This window comes from Rhodopseudomonas boonkerdii, from assembly GCF_021184025.1.
Taxonomy (GTDB): domain Bacteria; phylum Pseudomonadota; class Alphaproteobacteria; order Rhizobiales; family Xanthobacteraceae; genus Tardiphaga; species Tardiphaga boonkerdii.
The window spans coordinates 3753044-3771106 of sequence record NZ_CP036537.1 but is presented as its reverse complement, the minus strand read 5'-3'; the positions used below and the strand labels follow the sequence as shown (position 1 = coordinate 3771106).

Annotated in this window: 18 protein-coding genes; 13 read left to right on the top strand and 5 right to left on the bottom strand. The window is 62.6% G+C overall.

Annotated elements, in window-relative coordinates; translation table 11 throughout:
- Nucleotides 1-14: 14 nt before the first annotated feature.
- Nucleotides 15-926, bottom strand: coding sequence for a LysR family transcriptional regulator (locus E0H22_RS17325; RefSeq protein ID WP_233022235.1), 912 nt, complete (start codon nt 924-926; stop codon nt 15-17).
- Between the two features lie 104 nt (nt 927-1030).
- Here E0H22_RS17325 and E0H22_RS17320 point away from each other — a divergent pair, with 104 nt between their 5' ends.
- The 5 genes from E0H22_RS17320 to paoC all read left to right on the top strand — a co-directional run bounded on the left by E0H22_RS17320 (nt 1031) and on the right by paoC (nt 6341).
- Nucleotides 1031-1804: a carboxymuconolactone decarboxylase family protein gene (locus tag E0H22_RS17320; protein ID WP_233022234.1), complete on the top strand. Its 774-nt coding sequence runs from the start codon at nt 1031-1033 to the stop codon at nt 1802-1804.
- Nucleotides 1805-1820: 16 nt separating this feature from the next.
- Entirely contained in the window at nt 1821-2285 is a 465-nt protein-coding gene (locus E0H22_RS17315; protein ID WP_233022233.1) for a (R)-mandelonitrile lyase, read from the top strand.
- Nucleotides 2286-2520: 235 nt separating this feature from the next.
- A complete protein-coding gene (gene paoA, locus E0H22_RS17310; protein ID WP_233022232.1) occupies nt 2521-3183 on the top strand; it encodes an aldehyde dehydrogenase iron-sulfur subunit PaoA in 663 nt (220 codons plus the stop codon).
- Complete coding sequence (locus E0H22_RS17305) at nt 3180-4130, top strand: FAD binding domain-containing protein (protein WP_233022231.1); 951 nt, start codon at nt 3180-3182, stop codon at nt 4128-4130. Before paoA ends, E0H22_RS17305 begins: the two co-directional genes overlap by 4 nt.
- A gap of 3 nt (nt 4131-4133) precedes the next feature.
- The gene (gene paoC, locus E0H22_RS17300) at nt 4134-6341 is read left to right on the top strand and encodes an aldehyde oxidoreductase molybdenum-binding subunit PaoC (protein ID WP_233022230.1); all 2208 of its coding nucleotides are present in this window, start codon (nt 4134-4136) and stop codon (nt 6339-6341) included.
- Nucleotides 6342-6398: 57 nt separating this feature from the next.
- On the opposite strand, the gene E0H22_RS17295 is transcribed toward paoC, so the two are convergent.
- Entirely contained in the window at nt 6399-7556 is a 1158-nt protein-coding gene (locus E0H22_RS17295; protein WP_233022229.1) for a GGDEF domain-containing protein, read from the bottom strand.
- A gap of 317 nt (nt 7557-7873) precedes the next feature.
- Between E0H22_RS17295 and E0H22_RS17290 the strand changes: the two genes are divergently transcribed.
- Together E0H22_RS17290 and E0H22_RS17285 are read left to right on the top strand one after the other, a co-directional pair.
- Nucleotides 7874-8815 carry a hypothetical protein gene (locus E0H22_RS17290; RefSeq protein WP_233022228.1) on the top strand — a complete coding sequence of 314 codons (942 nt, stop codon included), beginning with the start codon at nt 7874-7876 and terminating at the stop codon, nt 8813-8815.
- A 100-nt stretch (nt 8816-8915) separates the two neighbouring features.
- Nucleotides 8916-9209, top strand: a complete 294-nt coding sequence (locus tag E0H22_RS17285; RefSeq protein WP_233022227.1) for a hypothetical protein — start codon at nt 8916-8918, stop codon at nt 9207-9209.
- Nucleotides 9210-9229: 20 nt separating this feature from the next.
- Here the strand turns inward: E0H22_RS17285 and E0H22_RS17280 are convergent, their stop codons facing one another.
- A complete protein-coding gene (locus tag E0H22_RS17280; RefSeq protein WP_233022226.1) occupies nt 9230-9661 on the bottom strand; it encodes a hypothetical protein in 432 nt (143 codons plus the stop codon).
- Nucleotides 9662-9885: 224 nt separating this feature from the next.
- On the opposite strand from E0H22_RS17280, the gene E0H22_RS17275 reads away from it, so the two are divergent.
- The 5 genes from E0H22_RS17275 (at nt 9886) to E0H22_RS17255 (ending at nt 14557) form a co-directional block, all read left to right on the top strand.
- The gene (locus E0H22_RS17275; protein ID WP_233022225.1) at nt 9886-10893 is read left to right on the top strand and encodes an ABC transporter substrate-binding protein; all 1008 of its coding nucleotides are present in this window, start codon (nt 9886-9888) and stop codon (nt 10891-10893) included.
- A 164-nt stretch (nt 10894-11057) separates the two neighbouring features.
- Complete coding sequence (locus E0H22_RS17270; protein WP_233022224.1) at nt 11058-11873, top strand: ABC transporter permease; 816 nt, start codon at nt 11058-11060, stop codon at nt 11871-11873.
- A 4-nt stretch (nt 11874-11877) separates the two neighbouring features.
- The gene (locus E0H22_RS17265; protein ID WP_233022223.1) at nt 11878-12663 is read left to right on the top strand and encodes an ABC transporter permease; all 786 of its coding nucleotides are present in this window, start codon (nt 11878-11880) and stop codon (nt 12661-12663) included.
- Entirely contained in the window at nt 12660-13721 is a 1062-nt protein-coding gene (locus E0H22_RS17260; RefSeq protein WP_233022222.1) for an ABC transporter ATP-binding protein, read from the top strand. The genes E0H22_RS17265 and E0H22_RS17260 overlap by 4 nt, the downstream gene beginning before the upstream one ends.
- Complete coding sequence (locus E0H22_RS17255) at nt 13718-14557, top strand: phosphodiesterase (protein ID WP_233022221.1); 840 nt, start codon at nt 13718-13720, stop codon at nt 14555-14557. Before E0H22_RS17260 ends, E0H22_RS17255 begins: the two co-directional genes overlap by 4 nt.
- Before the next feature lie 50 nt (nt 14558-14607).
- Here the strand turns inward: E0H22_RS17255 and E0H22_RS17250 are convergent, their stop codons facing one another.
- Nucleotides 14608-16077, bottom strand: a complete 1470-nt coding sequence (locus E0H22_RS17250) for a GH1 family beta-glucosidase (protein WP_233022220.1) — start codon at nt 16075-16077, stop codon at nt 14608-14610.
- 159 nt (nt 16078-16236) lie between these two features.
- On the opposite strand from E0H22_RS17250, the gene E0H22_RS17245 reads away from it, so the two are divergent.
- Entirely contained in the window at nt 16237-17058 is an 822-nt protein-coding gene (locus E0H22_RS17245; RefSeq protein ID WP_233022219.1) for an aspartate dehydrogenase, read from the top strand.
- A gap of 148 nt (nt 17059-17206) precedes the next feature.
- Here the strand turns inward: E0H22_RS17245 and E0H22_RS17240 are convergent, their stop codons facing one another.
- Nucleotides 17207-17878, bottom strand: a complete 672-nt coding sequence (locus E0H22_RS17240; protein WP_233022218.1) for a peptidoglycan recognition protein family protein — start codon at nt 17876-17878, stop codon at nt 17207-17209.
- Nucleotides 17879-18063 lie beyond the last annotated feature (185 nt).

The window sequence follows — 18063 nt, the reverse complement described above, 5'->3', positions numbered from 1 at the left end:
AGCACCGATGCGTTTTACGCTGCCGGAGCAGACCTCGATCGATACCGTAGCGCATCGACGAGCAATCCGAATGCCGGGGATAGCTGACGCCTGCTGGGATAATAAAGGTGATAGCCGGCATATGGCTCGCACCAGTCGGCGAGCACCCGGATGAGACGGCCGTCGGCCAGATACGGGCGGACCTGACCTTCCTGCAGATAGGCGAGGCCGAAGCCCTGAAGCGCTCCAGTGAGCAGCGCGCTTCCACTGTTGAAGGTCAATTGGCCGTCCACCCTGACGTTCAGAGGGCGGCCGGCCTTCTCGAATTCCCACGCATAGATACCTCCATGCGTCGGCAGGCGGAGATTGAGGCAGTTGTGCTGGGTCAGGTCTCGCGGCGTCTTTGGCTTCTTCCTGTCGGCGAAGTATTCCGGCGATCCCACGATCGCCATGCGCAGATCCGGACTGATCCTGACGGCGACCATGTCCTTGTCCACGAGTTCGCCGGGACGGATGCCTGCGTCGTACTGCTCCGCCACGATGTTGGACAGGCCGTAGTCCACGATGACCTCGACCTTGATATCGGGATATTTCGGCAGGAATTTCTTGAGAGCCGGCAGCAGAATGGCTTGCGACGCGTATTCGGTCGCGGTGATCCGGAGATTGCCTGCAGGCTTGTCGCGCAATTCCCCGAGCGCCTCCATCGCGAGATCGATTTCGTCGAACCTGCTTCCGATGGTTGCGAGAAGCTTTTGCCCGGCCTCCGTTGGCGAAACGCTGCGTGTCGTCCGATTCAACAGGCGCACGCCGAGCCGCTCTTCCAACGATCGGATGAGGTGGCTGAGAGCGGAAGACGAAATGCCGAGCTTGACCGAGGCGGCAGTGAAACTAGCTGCACGCGCGACGGCTAGGAATGCAACGAGATCGCCGGCGTCCTGTCTTTCCATTCGTGAATGTCCCGCAATAATCTATCCCGTTTATTCCATCTAATGGCAAAGACGGGGAGTGACTAGTCTTTCGAGCATCGATGACGGTGCCGGAGGAGCCCACCATGCGAGCCACTGCAAGAGCATTGGTGTCTCTCTGCCTGACCGCGGCCGCCGTCGGGACCGGTGCTTTGGCGCATGACGAAGGATCAAGGCCGATGGATTTGCAAGCAGTCGCTCCGGATCTGGCGCGACACCGCGACGACATCGTTTTCGGCGATTTGTGGAAACGTCCGCATCTATCGCCGCGTGATCGCAGCATCGTTACGGTGTCGGCACTGATCGCCCGCGACCAGATAATCGAGTTGCGGCGCTACATGGAGATGGCGCTCGACAACGGCGTGAAGCCATCGGAAATCTCCGAAATCATCACCCAGCTCGCGTTCTATTCAGGATCCGGCAATGCGATGGGCGCCGCCGCAGTCGCAGCCGAGGTGTTCAAGACGCGAGGAGTCGCCGCAGCCGCGTTGCGGTCGAACGCCAATCCATTGCTGCTGAACGACGATGCGGAAGCAGAACGTGCGAAACGCAACGAGGATATGTTCGGCACGATCGCTCCCGGACTTTTGAAATACACGACCGACCTTCTGTTCCGGGATCTGTGGCTGAGACCCGGATTGGCTCCGCGAGATCGGAGCCTGGTCACGGTCAGCGCGCTGGTCTCTTCGGGCCAGGTCGCGCAGATCGCCTATCATCTCAACCGTGCGATGGATAACGGGCTGACGCACGCTGAGGCCGGCGAATTGCTCACTCATCTCGCGTTCTATGCCGGGTGGCCGAAGGCATTCTCCGCGCTGCCGGTCGTGAAGGATGTGCTGACGAAGCGCGCTGACAAATGACACCGATGAGGACCTGATGAACAAGAAGATTGTGTCCGCAACGCTGGGTGTTCTCAGCGCCACTCCCGCCGGCGCGCAGACGATCGAGATTGTCGCCAATGGATCGCCGAAGTCGGCGTCGGGACCGTCGCAGTATTTTGGCGGCCATGCCGTCGTCACGCCATTGCTGTCACCGAACGAGACGACCAAAGCGAGTCTGGGCCTGGTGACCTTTTCGCCAGGAGCGAGAACCGCCTGGCACACGCATCCGGCGGGGCAACTGCTGATCGTATCGACCGGGCAGGGATGGTTCCAGCAGGAAGGACAGGCGCGGCGCACCATCAATGCCGGCGACGTCGTGTGGATTCCGGCCGGGGTGAAACACTGGCACGGAGCGACAGCGACGAGTCCGATGAGGCACTATGCCACGACCTACTTTGCCGGAGACAAGAATGTCGACTGGATGGAGCAGGTTGCCGACAAGCAATACGGGGAACCGTGACGTGGCGGAGATTCACTTGTCCGTGATCCTCCAAGAGGGCTCTCGGAACGGCAACAGTCGGTGAAACCGATCCGACAGAATGCCGTTGAACCGATCTAATGGGGCGGCACAGCCCGTACCGATATCAACCCGTCTCGAAATCGCAGGAGCACACCAGGTGTGCGGGCTGCCGTAAGCACCCGGCCGGAGGTCTTTCGGCACCTGTCTATCGATACTGCATATGGAGTGATGACGGATGACAAGAACAGACATAACCGACATTTCGCGGCGCCATCTCCTGATCGTCGCGGGAGCCTCTGCAGCCATCGGGACTTCCGCTTTTCGCGACGAGGCGGTTGCGGCGCCAGTCGCAACACCGGTCGTTCCTTCCACGCCATCTCCGGTTCATACGGCGAAAGTTTCCCTGCAAATCAACGGCTCGGCGCGCGATCTGACGCTGGATACCCGGACCACGCTGCTCGATGCATTGCGTGAGCACCTTCATCTGACGGGCACGAAGAAGGGCTGCGATCACGGCCAATGCGGTGCCTGCACGGTGATGGTCGATGGTCAGCGGATCAATTCCTGTCTGACCCTTGCGGTGATGCATGAGGGGGCCAAGGTCACGACGATCGAGGGCTTGGGGACGCCCGAAAACCTGCACCCGATGCAGGCGGCCTTCGTCAAGCACGACGGCTATCAGTGCGGATATTGCACGCCGGGCCAGATTTGTTCGGCCGTGGCCGTGCTTGAGGAGATCAAGTCCGGCATTCCGAGCCATGTCACTGGCGATCTCAATGCCGAACCGCAGGCGACGGTCCTGGAAATGCGCGAACGCATGAGCGGCAATATCTGTCGCTGCGGAGCCTATTCCAACATCGCCGACGCCATGACCGAAGTTGCCGGGAGTCGCGCATGAAACCTTTTACATATGAACGCGCCGCATCTCCGGCAGCCGCCGCTGCTGCAGCGGCGAAAAGTGAGGACGTGAAGTTCATCGCGGGCGGAACGAACCTGCTCGATCTCATGAAGCTTGAGATCGAAACACCGACACATCTGATCGATGTGAACGGGTTGGCTTTCGACAAGATCGAGCCGACCGCAGACGGAGGGCTCCGTATCGGCGCGATGGTTCGCAATACGGAGCTGGCAGCTGATGCACGTGTTCGCCGCGACTACGGCGTGCTGTCGCGGGCTCTACTCGCCGGCGCTTCGGGGCAGCTGCGAAACAAGGCTACGACGGCAGGCAACCTGTTGCAGCGGACACGGTGTCCGTATTTCTACGACACAAATATGGCGTGCAACAAACGCAAGCCCGGCTCCGGTTGCTCCGCGATCGGCGGCGTCACCCGATCGCTTGCCGTGATCGGGGCCAGCGAAGCGTGTATTGCCACGCATCCGAGCGACATGGCGGTGGCCATGCGCGTGCTTGATGCGAAGGTCGAGACGGTGAAGCCGGATGGCAAGACGCGGAGTATCCCCGTCGCCGATTTCCATCGCCTGCCGGGCAGCGCGCCCGAGCGCGAGACGGCGCTCGAGCGTGGCGAGTTGATCACTGCGGTGACATTGCCCAAGCCGGCAGGGGGCGTGCATGTCTATCGCAAGGTTCGCGATCGCGCGTCATACGCGTTTGCGCTGGTGTCCGTCGCGGCAGTCATCCAGCGCGATGGCAGCGGTAGCGTGGCGCTCGGCGGCGTTGCACACAAACCATGGCGGATCGAGGCCGCGGAACGGGAACTGGCGCGTGGCGCCAAGCCGACGATGGATCGGTTGCTTGATGGCGCCAGACCGACCTCCGATAACAGATTCAAGCTGGCTCTTGCGGAGCGCACACTGGCTGCCGTCCTCAACGAGGCGAAAGGTTGAACGATGAAATTCGACACCCCCGCCACCACCAATCCGATCGATCAGCTCAAGGTAATCGGTCGCGCAACAGATCGCATCGACGGACCGCGCAAGACGACCGGCACAGCCGTCTATGCCTATGAGCACCATGACATCGCCAACACGGCCTATGGCTACATCGTCGGCTCCGCGATCGCGAAAGGACGGATCGCCTCGATCGATCTTGTGCAGGCCAAAACCGCTCCGGGAGTCCTGGCAATCGTCACTTCCGAGACTGCCGGAAAGCTCGGCAAGGGCGGGCGCAATGCTGCCAAGCTGCTCGGAGGTCCGGAGATCGAGCACTATCATCAAGCCGTCGCTGTCGTGATTGCCGAGACGTTCGAGCAGGCACGCGCGGCCGGGCAGCTCGTGCGTATCGACTATGTGCAAGAGCAAGGAAATTTCGATCTGGCCGCGAGTCGGGACAAGGCGGTCAAACCGAAAGCGAGCGACGTCGGGGGCGAACCGGAGACAAAGGTCGGTGACTTTGCCGGCGCATTCGCGCAGGCCCAGGTGCAACTCGATGCGACATATACGACACCGGATCAGGCGCATGCGATGATGGAGCCGCATGCCACGATCGCGGCGTGGGATGGCGATCAACTGACGCTCTGGACCTCCAGCCAGATGATCGCATGGGGCGCCGCTGACGTGGCGACCACGCTCGGGATCGACCGCAAGAACGTTCGGCTGATCTCGCCATATATTGGCGGAGGTTTCGGCGGCAAGCTGTTCTTGCGCTCGGATGCCGTGCTCGCCGCGCTGGGCGCCAGGGCCGCAAATCGCGCCGTCAAGGTGGCGCTGACGCGGCCGCTCGTCTTCAACAACACCACCCATCGTCCGGCGACGATCCAGCGCATCCGCATCGGTGCGACGCGCGAGGGCAAGATCACCGCCATCGCCCATGAGAGCCTGTCGGGAAACCTGGCTGGCGGCGGACCGGAGACGGCCGTGCAGCAGACGCGGCTTCTCTACGCGGGCGAGAACCGCATGACGGCCCTTCGCCTCTCCAGTCTCGATCTTCCGGAAGGCAACGCCATGCGCGCGCCCGGCGAGGCGCCAGGCATGATGGCGCTTGAGGTCGCCATCGACGAAATGGCGGAGCGCCTTAATCTTGATCCCGTCGCTTTCCGCAATCTGAACGATACGCAGGTCGATCCGGAAAACCCGCAGCGACCCTACTCGCAGCGCCAGTTGATCGAATGCATGCGTTTGGGTGCTGAGAAATTTGGCTGGGATCGGCGGAAGGCCGTGCCTGCATCGCGTAGGGAAGGACGTTGGCTGGTCGGCATGGGCGTCGCCGCTGCATTCCGCAACAATCTGCTCATGAAATCCGCTGCGCGAGTACGTCTGGGCCAGGACGGGCGGGTGACGGTCGAAACCGACATGACCGACATCGGAACGGGAAGCTACACCATCATCGCGCAGACTGCAGCGGAGATGATGGGCCTTCCGTTGGACAGGATCGACGTCAAGCTGGGGGACTCGTCATTTCCGGTATCGGCGGGATCGGGCGGACAGTGGGGAGCCAACAATTCCACGGCCGGCGTCTATGCTGCCTGCGTTAAACTGCGTGACGCCGTAGCGCAGAAGCTCGGCTTCAATTCGGCCGACATCTCGTTTGCCGATGGGCAGGTCACGTCGGGCAATCGTAGAGCGCCGCTCGCGCAGGCGGCAGAGGACCGGGAGATCGTGGCGGAAGACGCGATCGAGTACGGCGATCTTGCCAAGACGCACCAGCAATCCACCTTCGGTGCTCATTTTGTCGAACTGGGCGTCGATATCGCGACGGCGGAGATCCGCGTGCGCCGCATGCTGGCTGTCTGCGCAGCCGGTCGTATTCTCAATCCCAAATCTGCGCGCAGTCAGGTCATCGGTGCAATGACCATGGGTGTTGGCGCCGCCTTGATGGAAGAGCTCGCCGTGGACAAGCGCTTCGGCCTGTTCATCAATCACGACCTTGCCGGTTACGAAGTTCCGGTGCATGCTGACATCCCGCATCAGGATGTTATTTTTCTCGACGAAACCGATCCGATGTCGTCGCCGATGAAAGCCAAGGGCATTGCAGAACTTGGCATCTGCGGCGTCGGCGCGGCGGTTGCGAATGCCATATACAATGCGACGGGCATTCGTGTTCGCGACTATCCGATCACGCTCGACAAGTTGATCGATCGCCTGCCAGCTGTCGGCTGACAGGCGCCGGCAAAATGCCGCACAGACCGGCGTGCTGCCGCCGATCCTCGACGCCCATTACGCCGCCAGGTGAAAATCCGAAATATGGACGCGGTTGCGGCCATCGGCCTTGGCGCGGTAGAGCGCGGCGTCGGCGCGATCGAGCAAACTTTGCAATGTTTCCGGTTCGGATGAGAGGATCGCGACTCCTACGCTCACCGTCGCGTTGATGGTGCCGTCCGGGGTCTGGAATGCGAGTCCTTCGAACGTGGCGCGAATGCGTTCGGCGACCGACGATGCTGATTTCGGGCTTGAGGACTGCAGAAGGATGCAGAACTCCTCGCCGCCGAGGCGGGCCGCGACGTCGTGCGCGCGGATATTGGAGAAAATCACTTCGGCGAAAACGCGCAGGACGCGGTCGCCGGCGGCATGGCCGAACTTGTCGTTGATCGCCTTGAAGTGATCGAGATCCATCAACAGGATGGCCGTGTTCGGCGGCACTTCATGCGTGCGGTCGTCGAACAAGGCGCGGCGATTGAGCAGACCGGTCAGCGGATCGGTCATGGCATCCGACTTGTGTCGGTTGGCTGTGCGAATCTGATTGATGGTGAGCGACAGGGCGCCGATGCCGGTGAGGCCGACAATCACCATGAGCGAGTTGAATTCCTCTGCCCAGTTCGAGGGGCGCGCGGTGAGCACATACTGACCCTGGTCAAGCAACACATAACCGCATGCGGCAAAGGATAGGGCTGTGACCAGGTAAAGCAGCGCATTGGTGATCATCAGCAGCGGCGCTTCCGCACGCGCGCTCCAGTATTGATGTGCCGCAAGCGTTGTCAGCAGGGCGATCGCGAAGTTGGCGGAGGCGGTGCCGACGCCGGTGTAGCCCGTTGTGAAAGCCAGGGTCGTCGGCACCAGCCCAAGCATCGTCGCGGCGATCGTCAACGTCCAGCTCGATCGATTTGTGCAGAACTGGATGGTGCCCCGATAGATCAGGCTGAAGCCGAGGATCAGCAGAAGGAAGGACACGAGTTGGTAGATCGGGTCGTAGCGTTCGATGCCGAGATAGAACAACAGTGCCAGAACGGTCAGCGTCAGCCCCGTGGACCAGGTCAGCAGATAGGTCTCCGAGCGTGCAACTATCCAGGTCGCAAGCAAGGTAAATGCGAGCGCGGTGCAGGATACGCCGATGGCAATGAAAAGGGAGTGCTGATCGAGAAACATGACACGAGGCAATGAAATGATCTGGAGTTGACCCGTAATACGCCCAACACCTCTTAGCACTGGACAACCGCGCTGCCATTCGAATTCTATGGTGAGGAAATTGTTACCGGGATCGCCGGTCCGGCGCGATGAGGCGCCGCATGTCGTTGAGATCCCTTCGGACCTTACGCTCGCGTGGCGTCTTACCGAAGGCCAACCCGCAATTGTCGTCATCGCGGTAACCAACTCTAGAGACCCGTCAGCTATGACCGTGGCGGGGATTTCTCGATGACCCCGGACAAAAGGCCGTGGTCGGGGCATGACGCTCCGAGGGACAGGGCGGGGCGCAGATGAATTTGGCAGCAGCCACGATCGCAGGCGGCATAGGCACCATCTTTTTCGCCACCGCGTCGGTATTTTATTATCAACCGTCTTTCATCAAGCCGGAAAAGGTGATCGACGCGGTGCTGACCACCAATCAGTCCAAGGCCCGCACCGCCGTGTCGCGGCTGCTGCTCAATCCATCGTCGGCGGAATTCGACGGGTTGCGCTCGGTCGAGGCCGACGGCAAGAAATATGTCTGCGGCAGCGTGCGGGCCAAGGACCGCACCGGCGCTTATGCCGACCCCCGGGCCTTCGTCTACACCGTGGCGATCGACTTCGCCCGGATCGATGACGACGGCTCCATCGCGCAGCGGCACGATGCCTATCGCGTCTGTCCGGTGACGGACGAGGAAGAGAAGATCGCTCAGAAGCGGGGCACCGTTTCGCCGGGTGCGATCGCGGCCGTAAAGACCATCCAGAAAGCTTTGCCGGGCGCCGATACGACGGTGCTGTCGAGTCTCGCGGGTGGTTCGTCCCATGCGAGTACGGGCGGCGTCGGCGGCACCATGCAGCAGCAACTACAGCATTTTTCGGGGCAGCAGACTGCGCCCGCGGTCGGTCAGGCGGGGGGACCATTCAAAACGGCTGCGGCCAAACCGACGATCCCCGACGAGACCGAAAGGCGGCAGGACAAGCCGCCGGCAGCATGGCCGGCGTTCCCGCCGGACCACGAACTGTCCAGGCCGGGACCGAAGCTCAGCAATGCCGATGCCCTGGCGTTGGCAAGGGATGTCGAGCAACGCTGGGCGCTGCACAAGGCCGATGCCGCGAAGACGCGTCCCTCGGTGGACGACATCCGCAACGCCGAGCGGGCCTTGTTGACCATCGATGCCGCAGGGCCGGATTTCCGCGCGGCTTGGGCCGCCTTTGTTCGGCTGCGCGCGGTCGAGCGTGAGGCGACGGTCTGACGCGGCCGGACAGGGGTGGTGATCCTCGTTGCCGCACCGGCCGTTCCGGAACGGGAAGGCGTGTGCGGCGTTTTCCCTCAATCAGGGAAGGTGAAGCACCATGAAGAGAGTATTGGCAATCACAACGGCTGTCCTGTTGGCCGCCAGTTTCGTCACAACGGCGGCGTCCGCGAAAAAAATCAAGCGGGGCTACCATTCGTATCACTACGGCCACCACTACGGCGGTGGTTACGGTTATCAGCGCGGGCCCGCCTATGGCTCTTACGGTATGATGCGCGGGACGCGGTATTATCCCGGCTATGGCGCTTCCATGCAGGGCAACAACGGCAATTCGGCCTTCGGCAATAACTCGCTCGGCCATATCGAAGGCGGCAATATCGGCGGCGGCAAATAGCCTCGGGTGGGACAGACGCCTCAGGCGTCGGTGTCTTCCTTGATTTCGTACCGGTCGCGGAACAGCAACACGACCGCCTGCAGGCGGTCGCGCCACGTCTCGGCATTCACGGCGCCGGCGGCAGGGGTGATGCGTAGCATGGCATTCCAGGGATGCGCGCCATAGACGGTGATCTCGAAGCCGCTGTCCGGATATCCTTCGCTGGCCTTCAGTGCCTTGACGATGAGATCGGCGAGTTCGATGCGGGTCACATCGCGCGTGCTTTCGACGGCGATTTGCGGTTCGAGCGAAACCGGTGCCTTCGCTTCGGGAACGACAGGATCGAGCCCTTCGCGCGCTCCGTCGTCGGTGGCGGCGTCCAACGGCTTCGTTGCCGAGCCGGTGTTTGGCCGTTTCACCAGCCGATCGATCAGGCTCAGCAGCCCGCGGTCGCGTTCGGTCGTCTCGGTCAAGCTGAAGCACCCTGATTCAGATAGACAATCTGATCATCCGCAACCGGCGATGTCGATAGCGAAGGTATCGCTGAACGGCCGAGTGAACATGGCCGTGCACAAACGCGCTGCGGGTTAGCTTTGTCGCAAAAGTTTCATGAGCGGCCTATAGTGGGGCGGCACGCATTCCCCTCACGCCTTAGCCGCGCCGGCACGATGCCCGCGCCAGGATGGAGACGATCGCCGTGAAACCCGCCCGCCTATTGTTTGCCCTTTCCGCGCTGGCAGTCGTTGCCGTGACGCAGCCGGCCCGCGCGGCCGATGTGATCTGCTACAACTGCCCGCCGGAATGGGCGGACTGGGCGTCGATGATCAAGGCTGTCAAGGCCGACCTCGATATCGACATGCCGCATGACAACAAGAATTCCGGGCAGGCGCTCGCGCAGATCCTGGCGGAAAAGGCCAATCCGGTCGGCGATATCGGCTATTTCGGCGTGACCTTCGGCATGAAGGCCAAGACCCAGGATGCGCTTGAGCCCTACAAGCCTGTCGGCTGGGATCAGGTCGATGCCGGCCTGAAGGATGCCGAAGGCTACTGGACCACGATCCATTCGGGTACGCTCGGCTTCTTCGTCAACAAGGACGCACTCGGCGGCAAGCCGGTGCCGAAGTGCTGGAAGGATCTCGCCAAGCCCGACTACCGGGGCATGGTCGGATATCTCGATCCGACTTCGGCTGCGGTCGGCTATGTCGGTGCCGTCGCTGCCAATCTGGCGCTCGGTGGTTCGGACACCAACTTCGATCCGGCCATCGCCTTTTTCAAGGAGCTGAAGAAGAACGACGCCATGGTGCCGAAGCAGACGTCTTACGCCCGTGTCGTTTCCGGCGAGATGCCGGTCCTGCTCGATTATGACTTCAACGCCTATCGCGCCAAGTATTCCGAGAAGGGCAATTTCGAATTCGTGATTCCCTGCGAGGGCACCGTCGTCTTTCCCTATGTGGTCGGTCTCGTGAAGAACGCGCCGCACAAGGACAAGGCCAAGAAGGTGATGGACTACCTGCTGTCCGACAAGGGCCAGGCGATCTGGACCAATGCTTACCTTCGTCCGGCCCGCAAGATCGATCTGCCGGACGCGGTGAAAGCCAAATTCCTGCCCGACAGCGAATATGCCCGCGCAAGGAGCGTGGACTGGGGCAAGATGGAGCTGGCCCAGAAGGCGTTCAGCGACCGCTATCTCGCCGAAGTCCGTTGATGCAGGGAAGCGCATGGATGAGGATAGCGCTCGGCCTGCATGGTTCGAGACGCCCGCTGCGCGGGCTCCTCACCATGAGGGTCTTCCATAGCGCTATACTCCGCCCTCATCCTGAGGAGCCCGCGTAGCGGGCATCTCGAAGGATGGCCGCAGGTTTCCTCTCGATGTCACACCGTAATTTCATCTCCCTCTGCCTGCTGCCGCTCGTGGTGGTGACGGCAGCCTTCTTCGTTCTGCCGATGGCGCAACTGGTCGCCGTCGGCGCCGATGGACCGCGCGGCGTCGGTGCCTATCTCGCGATCCTGACCGAGCCACGCTATCGCGCCACGCTGATCAATACGGTGGTGCTCGCCGCGGCGACGACGATTGCCACGCTCGTCATTGCCACCATCGCCGGCCTGTTCCTGCAGCGCCATCGCTTCCCCGGCCGTACCGTGCTGATCGCGATGCTGACCTTTCCGCTCGCTTTTCCGGGTGTCGTTGTCGGCTTCCTCATTATTCTGCTCGCCGGTCGCCAGGGGATTGTCGGCGCGATCACACTGGTGCTGTCCGGCGAGAAGGTGGTGTTCGCCTATTCGATTTTCGGCCTGTTTCTCGGCTATCTCTATTTTTCGATCCCGCGGGTGATCCTCACCATCATGGCGGCGGTGCAGAAGCTCGATATGGGCTTGGAGGAGGCCGCGCGCTCGCTGGGCGCCAGTCCGTGGGAGGTGCAGCGCGATGTGGTGCTGCCGGCGCTGGTCCCGGCCTTCGTCGCGTCCGGTGCGATCGCCTTTGCGACCGCAATGGGTGCGTTCGGAACGGCTTTCACGCTTGCCACGAATATCGATGTACTTCCGATGCTGATCTATACCGAGTTCACGCTGGCTGCGAATTTCGCGATCTCGGCGGCGCTCTCCATCGGCCTTGGCGTCGTCGCCTGGGCGATCCTCGCGCTGGCGCGCAGCATGACCGGCGGCGCCGTCGCCGCGGCGGGGTGAGGACATGCGCGATCGCCTGATCTTTGCGGGACAACTCGGCTTCACATTGCTGGTCGCGGCCTTCCTCGTCGTACCTGTGATCCTGTCGATCTCGGCCGGCGTCACGGTCAATTACTTCCGCGGCATCCAGTCCGGTGTTACGCTGCAATGGGTGGCGCAGGTCTGGGGTCTCTACAAGGGCGAAATCGGCCTGTCATTCCTGATCGCCTTCGCGACGCTGATCGTGACGCTGGTCGTCGGGGTGCCCGCCGCTTATGCGCTTCATGTGCGGGGCGGGCGGCTGTCGCGGGTGATCGAGGAGATCATCACGCTCCCGCTGGCGATCCCCGGCCTGGCCATCGCGCTGGCGCTGCTGCTAACCTATGGAAGCTTCGGCGCCTTCCGGCAATCGTGGCTGTTCATCCTCGCCGGCCATGTGGTCTTCACCATGCCCTTCATGGTGCGCTCGGTGATGGCCGTGTTCGCCTCGGTGGACATAAAGACGCTGGACGAGGGCGCGGCCTCGCTCGGTGCATCGCCGTGGACGCGCTTCCGCAATGTGATCGTACTCAACGCGATGCCCGGCATTCTCGCGGGATCGCTGATGGTGATCACGCTGTCGCTCGGCGAGTTCAACCTGACCTGGATGCTGCACACGCCGCTGACCAAGACGCTGCCCGTCGGTCTCGCCGACAGCTATGCGTCCATGCGGCTGGAAGTCGCCTCCGCCTACACACTGATCTTCTTGATCATGATCGTGCCCTTGCTGGTGGCGATGCAGATGTTTGCCGACAAGAGCCAGAGCCGATGAATAGCACCATCTCGCACGGCGCCGCCGTGCATGTCGTCAATTGCGGCAAGACTTTTCCGGACGGCACGCAAGCGCTGTCGCCGGCCTCGCTCGATATCGTCGCCGGCGAGACGCTGGTGCTGCTCGGCCCCTCCGGCTGCGGCAAGACCACGATGCTGCGCATCATCGCCGGCCTCGAGACGCCCGACGCGGGCGGTCGCATCCTGTTCGACAAGAACGACGTGACGACGACGCCCATCGAGCAGCGTCATGTAGGCATGGTGTTCCAGTCCTATGCGCTGTTTCCTAACATGACCGTGGCCGACAATATCGGCTATGGCCTCAAGATCCGCGGCGTCGGCAAGGCGGAGCGCGAAGCGCGCGTCGCCGAGATGGTGGCGCTCACCAATATCGGCGGGCTTGAAAACCGCCGCATCGACCAGTTGTCCGGCGGCCAGCGTCAGCGCGTGGCGCTCGCACGTGCGGTCGCGGTCCGTCCGCGCGTGCTGCTGCTCGACGAGCCGCTGACTGCGCTCGATGCCTCGCTGCGCGACCGCCTGCGCAGCGAGCTCAACCGATTGCTGCGTGAGCTTGGCATCACCGCGATCTATGTGACCCACGATCAGGCCGAGGCCATGGAGCTTGGCGACCGCATCGTGGTGATGCGCAAGGGCGCCATCGCCCAGATAGGCACGCCGCGCGAAGTCTATTTCGAGCCGCAGAATCGCTTCGTCGCCGAATTCGTCGGCGCTGCCAACATTATCGAGGGGCCGGTCGCGGGCGGGCGGCTGGCGTTGCCCGGCGGCTGGCTCGCGCTCAACGATGTGGTCGACACGGCCGCAGCGGTGGCGGTGATCCGCCCGGAAACCATCGGTATCGTCTCCGAAGGCGACGCGTTTCTGCGCGGCAATGTCGAGAGCGTCAGCTTCATCGGCGACCGCCAGCGTGTCATCGTGACCGGTGCGGCGAACCGGCCATTGACGGTGGACGCGCCGAACAGGATCAATGTGCGGGCAGGGGACCGCGTCGGCCTGCAGATCGCGCCGGATGCCGTGCGCGTGTTGCCGAAAGAAGATTGATGTCGAAGCCGATCCTCATTGCCCAGATGTCCGACCTTCACATCAAGGCGCCGGGCGAGCTCGCCTATAACAAGGTCGATACCGCCAAGGCGCTGGAGCGCTGCGTCGCCGAACTCAACGCGCTCGATCCGCGGCCTGATCTGGTCGTCATCTCCGGCGATCTCGTCGACACGCCGACGCCGGGCGAATACGAACATCTGTGGCGGCTCTTGGCGCCGCTGAAAATTCCGTTCATCGGCGTGCCCGGTAATCATGACGCGCGCGACATGATGCGCGCGGCGTTTCCCGACTTCGCGTACGCGCACGCATCGGGTCCGCTCGATCAGGCGCGCACCGTCGGGCCGCTGGATGTGCTGCTGCTGGATTCTCATGTACCCGGCAAGCCCTATGGCACGCTGGAGCCGGCGACGCTCGACTGGCTCGATGCCACGCTGGGCTCGTCGAGGGATCGGCCCGCGCTGCTGTTCCTGCATCACCCGCCGTTCCGTACCGGCATCGCGCACATGGATGTGCAGGACCTGCATAACGCGGACGATCTCGCCGATATCGTCCGCAAGCATCCGCGCGTGCGCATCGTCGCCGCCGGCCATGTCCACCGCGCGACGCTGACGATCTTCGCCGGAACCGCGGCGACGATCTGTCCGGCGCCGAACCATGCAGTGGATCTCGATCTCGCTGAACTCCGTCCGCCGTCGTTCCGCGTCGAGCCGCCGGCGTTTCATCTGCATGTCTGGTTTCCGGACGGCGAGGGCGGCCACCTCGTTACCCATCAGGTGCCGATCGGCGAGTTCGCCGGCCCGCATCCGTTCTTCGGGGCGGATGGAAAGCTGCTGTAGCCCCAACCTGTCATTCCGGGTTCGCGCTTCGCGCGCCCCGGAACGACGAGTCAGACCAGCGCATTCCCCGCGATCAGCTTGCGATAGAACTCCGCACTCAGCTTCGGTGTGCGCTTCTGCGTGTTGAAGTCGACGTGATACAGGCCAAACCGCTTTTCATATCCGTCGATCCATTCGAAGTTGTCCATCAGGCTCCAGTGAAAGTAGCCCTGCACGGGCACACCTTCGGAGGTCGCGCGCTGCAGCTGCGTGAGATAGGCGCGCAGATACATGATGCGGTCGAGATCGAAGATGCGACCATCGGGCGCCGGCTTGTCGGCGCATGACGCACCGTTTTCCGTGATGAAGATCTTCTTCACGTTCCAGAGCTTGGCCACATTCCGCGGCGCCCAATACATCGCCTCCGGCCCGACTCGCAGCCAGTCGGAGTCCATCCGCGGGAACGAGGCCGACGTCGGCACCAGCGCAAAACCGGAGGCATCCGCGGGCGCCGCGACGTAGTGCTGCGGCATGTAGATGTTGAGGCCGAGAAAATCGACGGGAGAGCCGATGATCTTCAGGTCTTCGTCGGTAAAGGTAGGCGCGTTGGCGCCGGCATAAGTGAGGAAGGCATCGGTGTAGCGGCCTTCCATGATGGGCGTGAGATAGCCGCCATTCATCTCGCGCGTGGCGATTTCCGAGGCGCGGATATGTTCGGGCGTCTCGACGACCGGGATGCAGGAAGCGAGATTTTCGGCTGGTCCCACTTCGGTGCCGGCGCGGCCCTGTGCGCGGATCGCCTGCACGGCAAGACCGTGGCCGAGCGCGACGTGATGGCGGATCTGGTTGAGCTCCTTCTGTGTCGACTTGATGCCTGGCGCGAGTTCGATCGGGCCGATGCCGTAGCCGAAATCCACGAAGGTCGCGCATTCATTGATGGTGAAGATGTGCTTCACGCGATCGGTGATGCGTTGGGCGACATAGCCCGCATAGTCGCCGAATGCCTTCGATGTCTCGCGCGAGGCCCAGCCTCCGCGGCGATCCTGCAGCGCCTGAGGCATGTCCCAGTGATAAAGCGTCGCATAGGGCGTGATGCCGCTACCGAGCAGTTCGTCTATCAGGCGATTGTAGAAATCGAGGCCTTTCGGATTGGGGGAGCCGGTGCCATCGGGAAACACGCGCGGCCAGGCGATGGAGAAGCGATAGGCCGTGGTGCCCAGCTCCTTCATCAGTGCGACGTCTTCCTTGTAGCGCTGGAAATGCTCAACGGCACGGTCGCCATTGCTGCGATCGCGGATCTTGTTCGGCAGGCGCGTATAGGTGTCCCAGATCGAACGGCCGCGGCCTTCGGCATCGATGGCGCCTTCGATCTGATAGGCGGAAGTCGCGGTGCCCCAGACGAAGCCTTGCGGGAAGGAACGCAGATTGCCGCCCGGTTGTGCATTTGCCGCCTCTTGCGCCTCGGCTGTTGGGATGGCGAGGCCTGCGGCGAGGGCGCCGGCGCCTCCGACGAGATGACGGCGCGTGAAACGATGGGACACTGCAACTCCTGTGGTAGCGGCTGGCCGAGAGATAGCGGCGGGCTCGCCGCAATGACAGGGGACATGAGGCCTCAGCATGGCTGCATTGGACATTCGGCTGCAGCTGCGACAAAAGGAACGTGAGAGGCGATAACGTCAGCGTGAAGCGGGATGGCAGTGATGGGCATGGAAACGGCATCAAGGGCGCGCGTCGCCGTGGTTGGTCTGGGCGGGATCGGGCAGAAGGTGGTCGAAGCGCTCGACCAGGGCATTGCTGGCCTGTCGCTTGCGGCCATCGCCGTGCAGAATCCGGACAAACACGCGGCCTTTTTGTCGAAGCTCAGCAAGGTACCGCCGGTATTGCCCATCGCGGACCTCGAGGCGGTGGCCGATATCGTGATCGAATGCGCGCCGGCCAGCTTGCTGCCTGACATCGTTCGCCCGTTCGTGACCAAGGGCAAGACCGCCATCGTGCTGAGCGCCGGGGCGCTGCTGTTCAATGACGATCTCATCGGACTCGCCAAGGCCCATGGCGGGCAGATCGTCGTGCCGACCGGCGCTTTGATCGGCCTCGATGCCGTCACCGCCGCAGCCGAGGGCAAGATCAATTCGGTAAAGATGGTGACGCGCAAGCCGGTGAAGGGGCTCGCAGGTGCGCCCTATATCGTCGAGAACAAGATCGACATCGACAGCATCAGTGAGCCGCTGAAGATTTTCGAAGGTACTGCACGCGAGGCTGCGAAGGGCTTTCCGGCCAATCTCAATGTCGCCGTGGCATTGTCGCTGGCGGGCGTCGGGCCGGATGCGACCACGTTGCAGATCTGGGCCGATCCGGCCCTGACCCGCAACGTTCACCGTGTCGAGGTGGATTCCGATTCCGCGCGCTTCTCGATGCAGATCGAGAACATTCCGTCGGAGAATCCGAAGACGGGCCGTATTACCGCGCTGTCGGTGATCGCGCTGCTGCGCAAGCAGGGTGCGGCGCTGAGGGTAGGGACTTAATCGTCCCCGCTCCACCTTCATGGCGAGGAGCGCGCCACGCGGCGCGCGTCTCGAACCATGAAGGGCCTGGCTTTTGCGTGCGCGGCCATCCTTCGAGACGCCGCGCTTTGCGCGGCTCCTCAGGATGAGGGGTGGTGAGGGCTGTTAGCTACTGTCTCTTCTCCACCTGCTGCGCGGTTTCGACGCCCTGCGTTCTTGCAATCCGCGCGAGCTCGCAACCTTCGCAATAACGGCGGTCCTTGTAGTCGATCCAGTTATGCGCGAAGACGCGTTCGCTCGGAATGTCGTAGCGCGCCTGCAGCACGCGGACGAGCACGCGCCATGCAGCGATCTGTGCCTCGGTCGGCGGCTTGCGGACATTGGGATAGTTGCCGACGAATTCGACGCCGATCGTGCTTTCGTTGTCGATCTGCTGATAGGTCGATGAATTGTCGATATACTTGTTGTCGTTGCGGTTGCCACGGTTGAGATGGTTCGGCACCGCCCATTCCGGCGTCGACCAATAGACCGTGCCGTCGGTTTCGACCCAGATGGCGACGCCGCGGCGATCGGGCTTCTGCATTTGCGCGACGGCGTTCCGCCAGGCCGAGCCGACCGCACCTTCCGACTGATGTACCACGATGTAGCGCCAGTCGCGGGCGAGCCGGAGATCCGTCCATGGCCGTAACCAGATCATGTTGAGGCCGGGAATGTCCGGTGTACCACGGGAGCGGGCAGCGATCTCGAAGCCTGACGACGCAGATGTTGAGGCAGTCTGGGCGGTCGCCGATGTGGTTAACGCGCACAAACCCAGCAATGCGATTGCGATCCGCGTGCTCATATCCTCGCTTCCACGAACATCTCGTGATGTCCGCGGGAAAGCGTAGCCGAGCGGCGCCGAGAGTCAAATCAGGCCAGGGCGAACATCGACCGCAGGGCGAATGAGGCGAAGCCGTAATCCGCCGCCGAGTGTCCAACGAACTCCGCAGCGGACTACGCTGAGTTTATCATCGGGCGCGCTTCGCG

What these genes read in the sequence shown, in the direction of transcription:
- E0H22_RS17245 (WP_233022219.1), top strand. Translation starts at nt 16,237, where the DNA reads ATGGGCATGGAAACGGCATCAAGGGCGCGCGTCGCCGTGGTTGGTCTG.
- E0H22_RS17260 (WP_233022222.1), top strand. Translation starts at nt 12,660, where the DNA reads ATGAATAGCACCATCTCGCACGGCGCCGCCGTGCATGTCGTCAATTGC.
- E0H22_RS17325 (WP_233022235.1), bottom strand. Translation starts at nt 926, where the DNA reads ATGGAAAGACAGGACGCCGGCGATCTCGTTGCATTCCTAGCCGTCGCG.
- E0H22_RS17320 (WP_233022234.1), top strand. Translation starts at nt 1,031, where the DNA reads ATGCGAGCCACTGCAAGAGCATTGGTGTCTCTCTGCCTGACCGCGGCC.
- E0H22_RS17305 (WP_233022231.1), top strand. Translation starts at nt 3,180, where the DNA reads ATGAAACCTTTTACATATGAACGCGCCGCATCTCCGGCAGCCGCCGCT.
- E0H22_RS17290 (WP_233022228.1), top strand. Translation starts at nt 7,874, where the DNA reads ATGAATTTGGCAGCAGCCACGATCGCAGGCGGCATAGGCACCATCTTT.
- paoA (WP_233022232.1), top strand. Translation starts at nt 2,521, where the DNA reads ATGACAAGAACAGACATAACCGACATTTCGCGGCGCCATCTCCTGATC.
- E0H22_RS17240 (WP_233022218.1), bottom strand. Translation starts at nt 17,878, where the DNA reads ATGAGCACGCGGATCGCAATCGCATTGCTGGGTTTGTGCGCGTTAACC.
- E0H22_RS17285 (WP_233022227.1), top strand. Translation starts at nt 8,916, where the DNA reads ATGAAGAGAGTATTGGCAATCACAACGGCTGTCCTGTTGGCCGCCAGT.
- E0H22_RS17270 (WP_233022224.1), top strand. Translation starts at nt 11,058, where the DNA reads ATGTCACACCGTAATTTCATCTCCCTCTGCCTGCTGCCGCTCGTGGTG.
- E0H22_RS17265 (WP_233022223.1), top strand. Translation starts at nt 11,878, where the DNA reads ATGCGCGATCGCCTGATCTTTGCGGGACAACTCGGCTTCACATTGCTG.
- E0H22_RS17315 (WP_233022233.1), top strand. Translation starts at nt 1,821, where the DNA reads ATGAACAAGAAGATTGTGTCCGCAACGCTGGGTGTTCTCAGCGCCACT.
- paoC (WP_233022230.1), top strand. Translation starts at nt 4,134, where the DNA reads ATGAAATTCGACACCCCCGCCACCACCAATCCGATCGATCAGCTCAAG.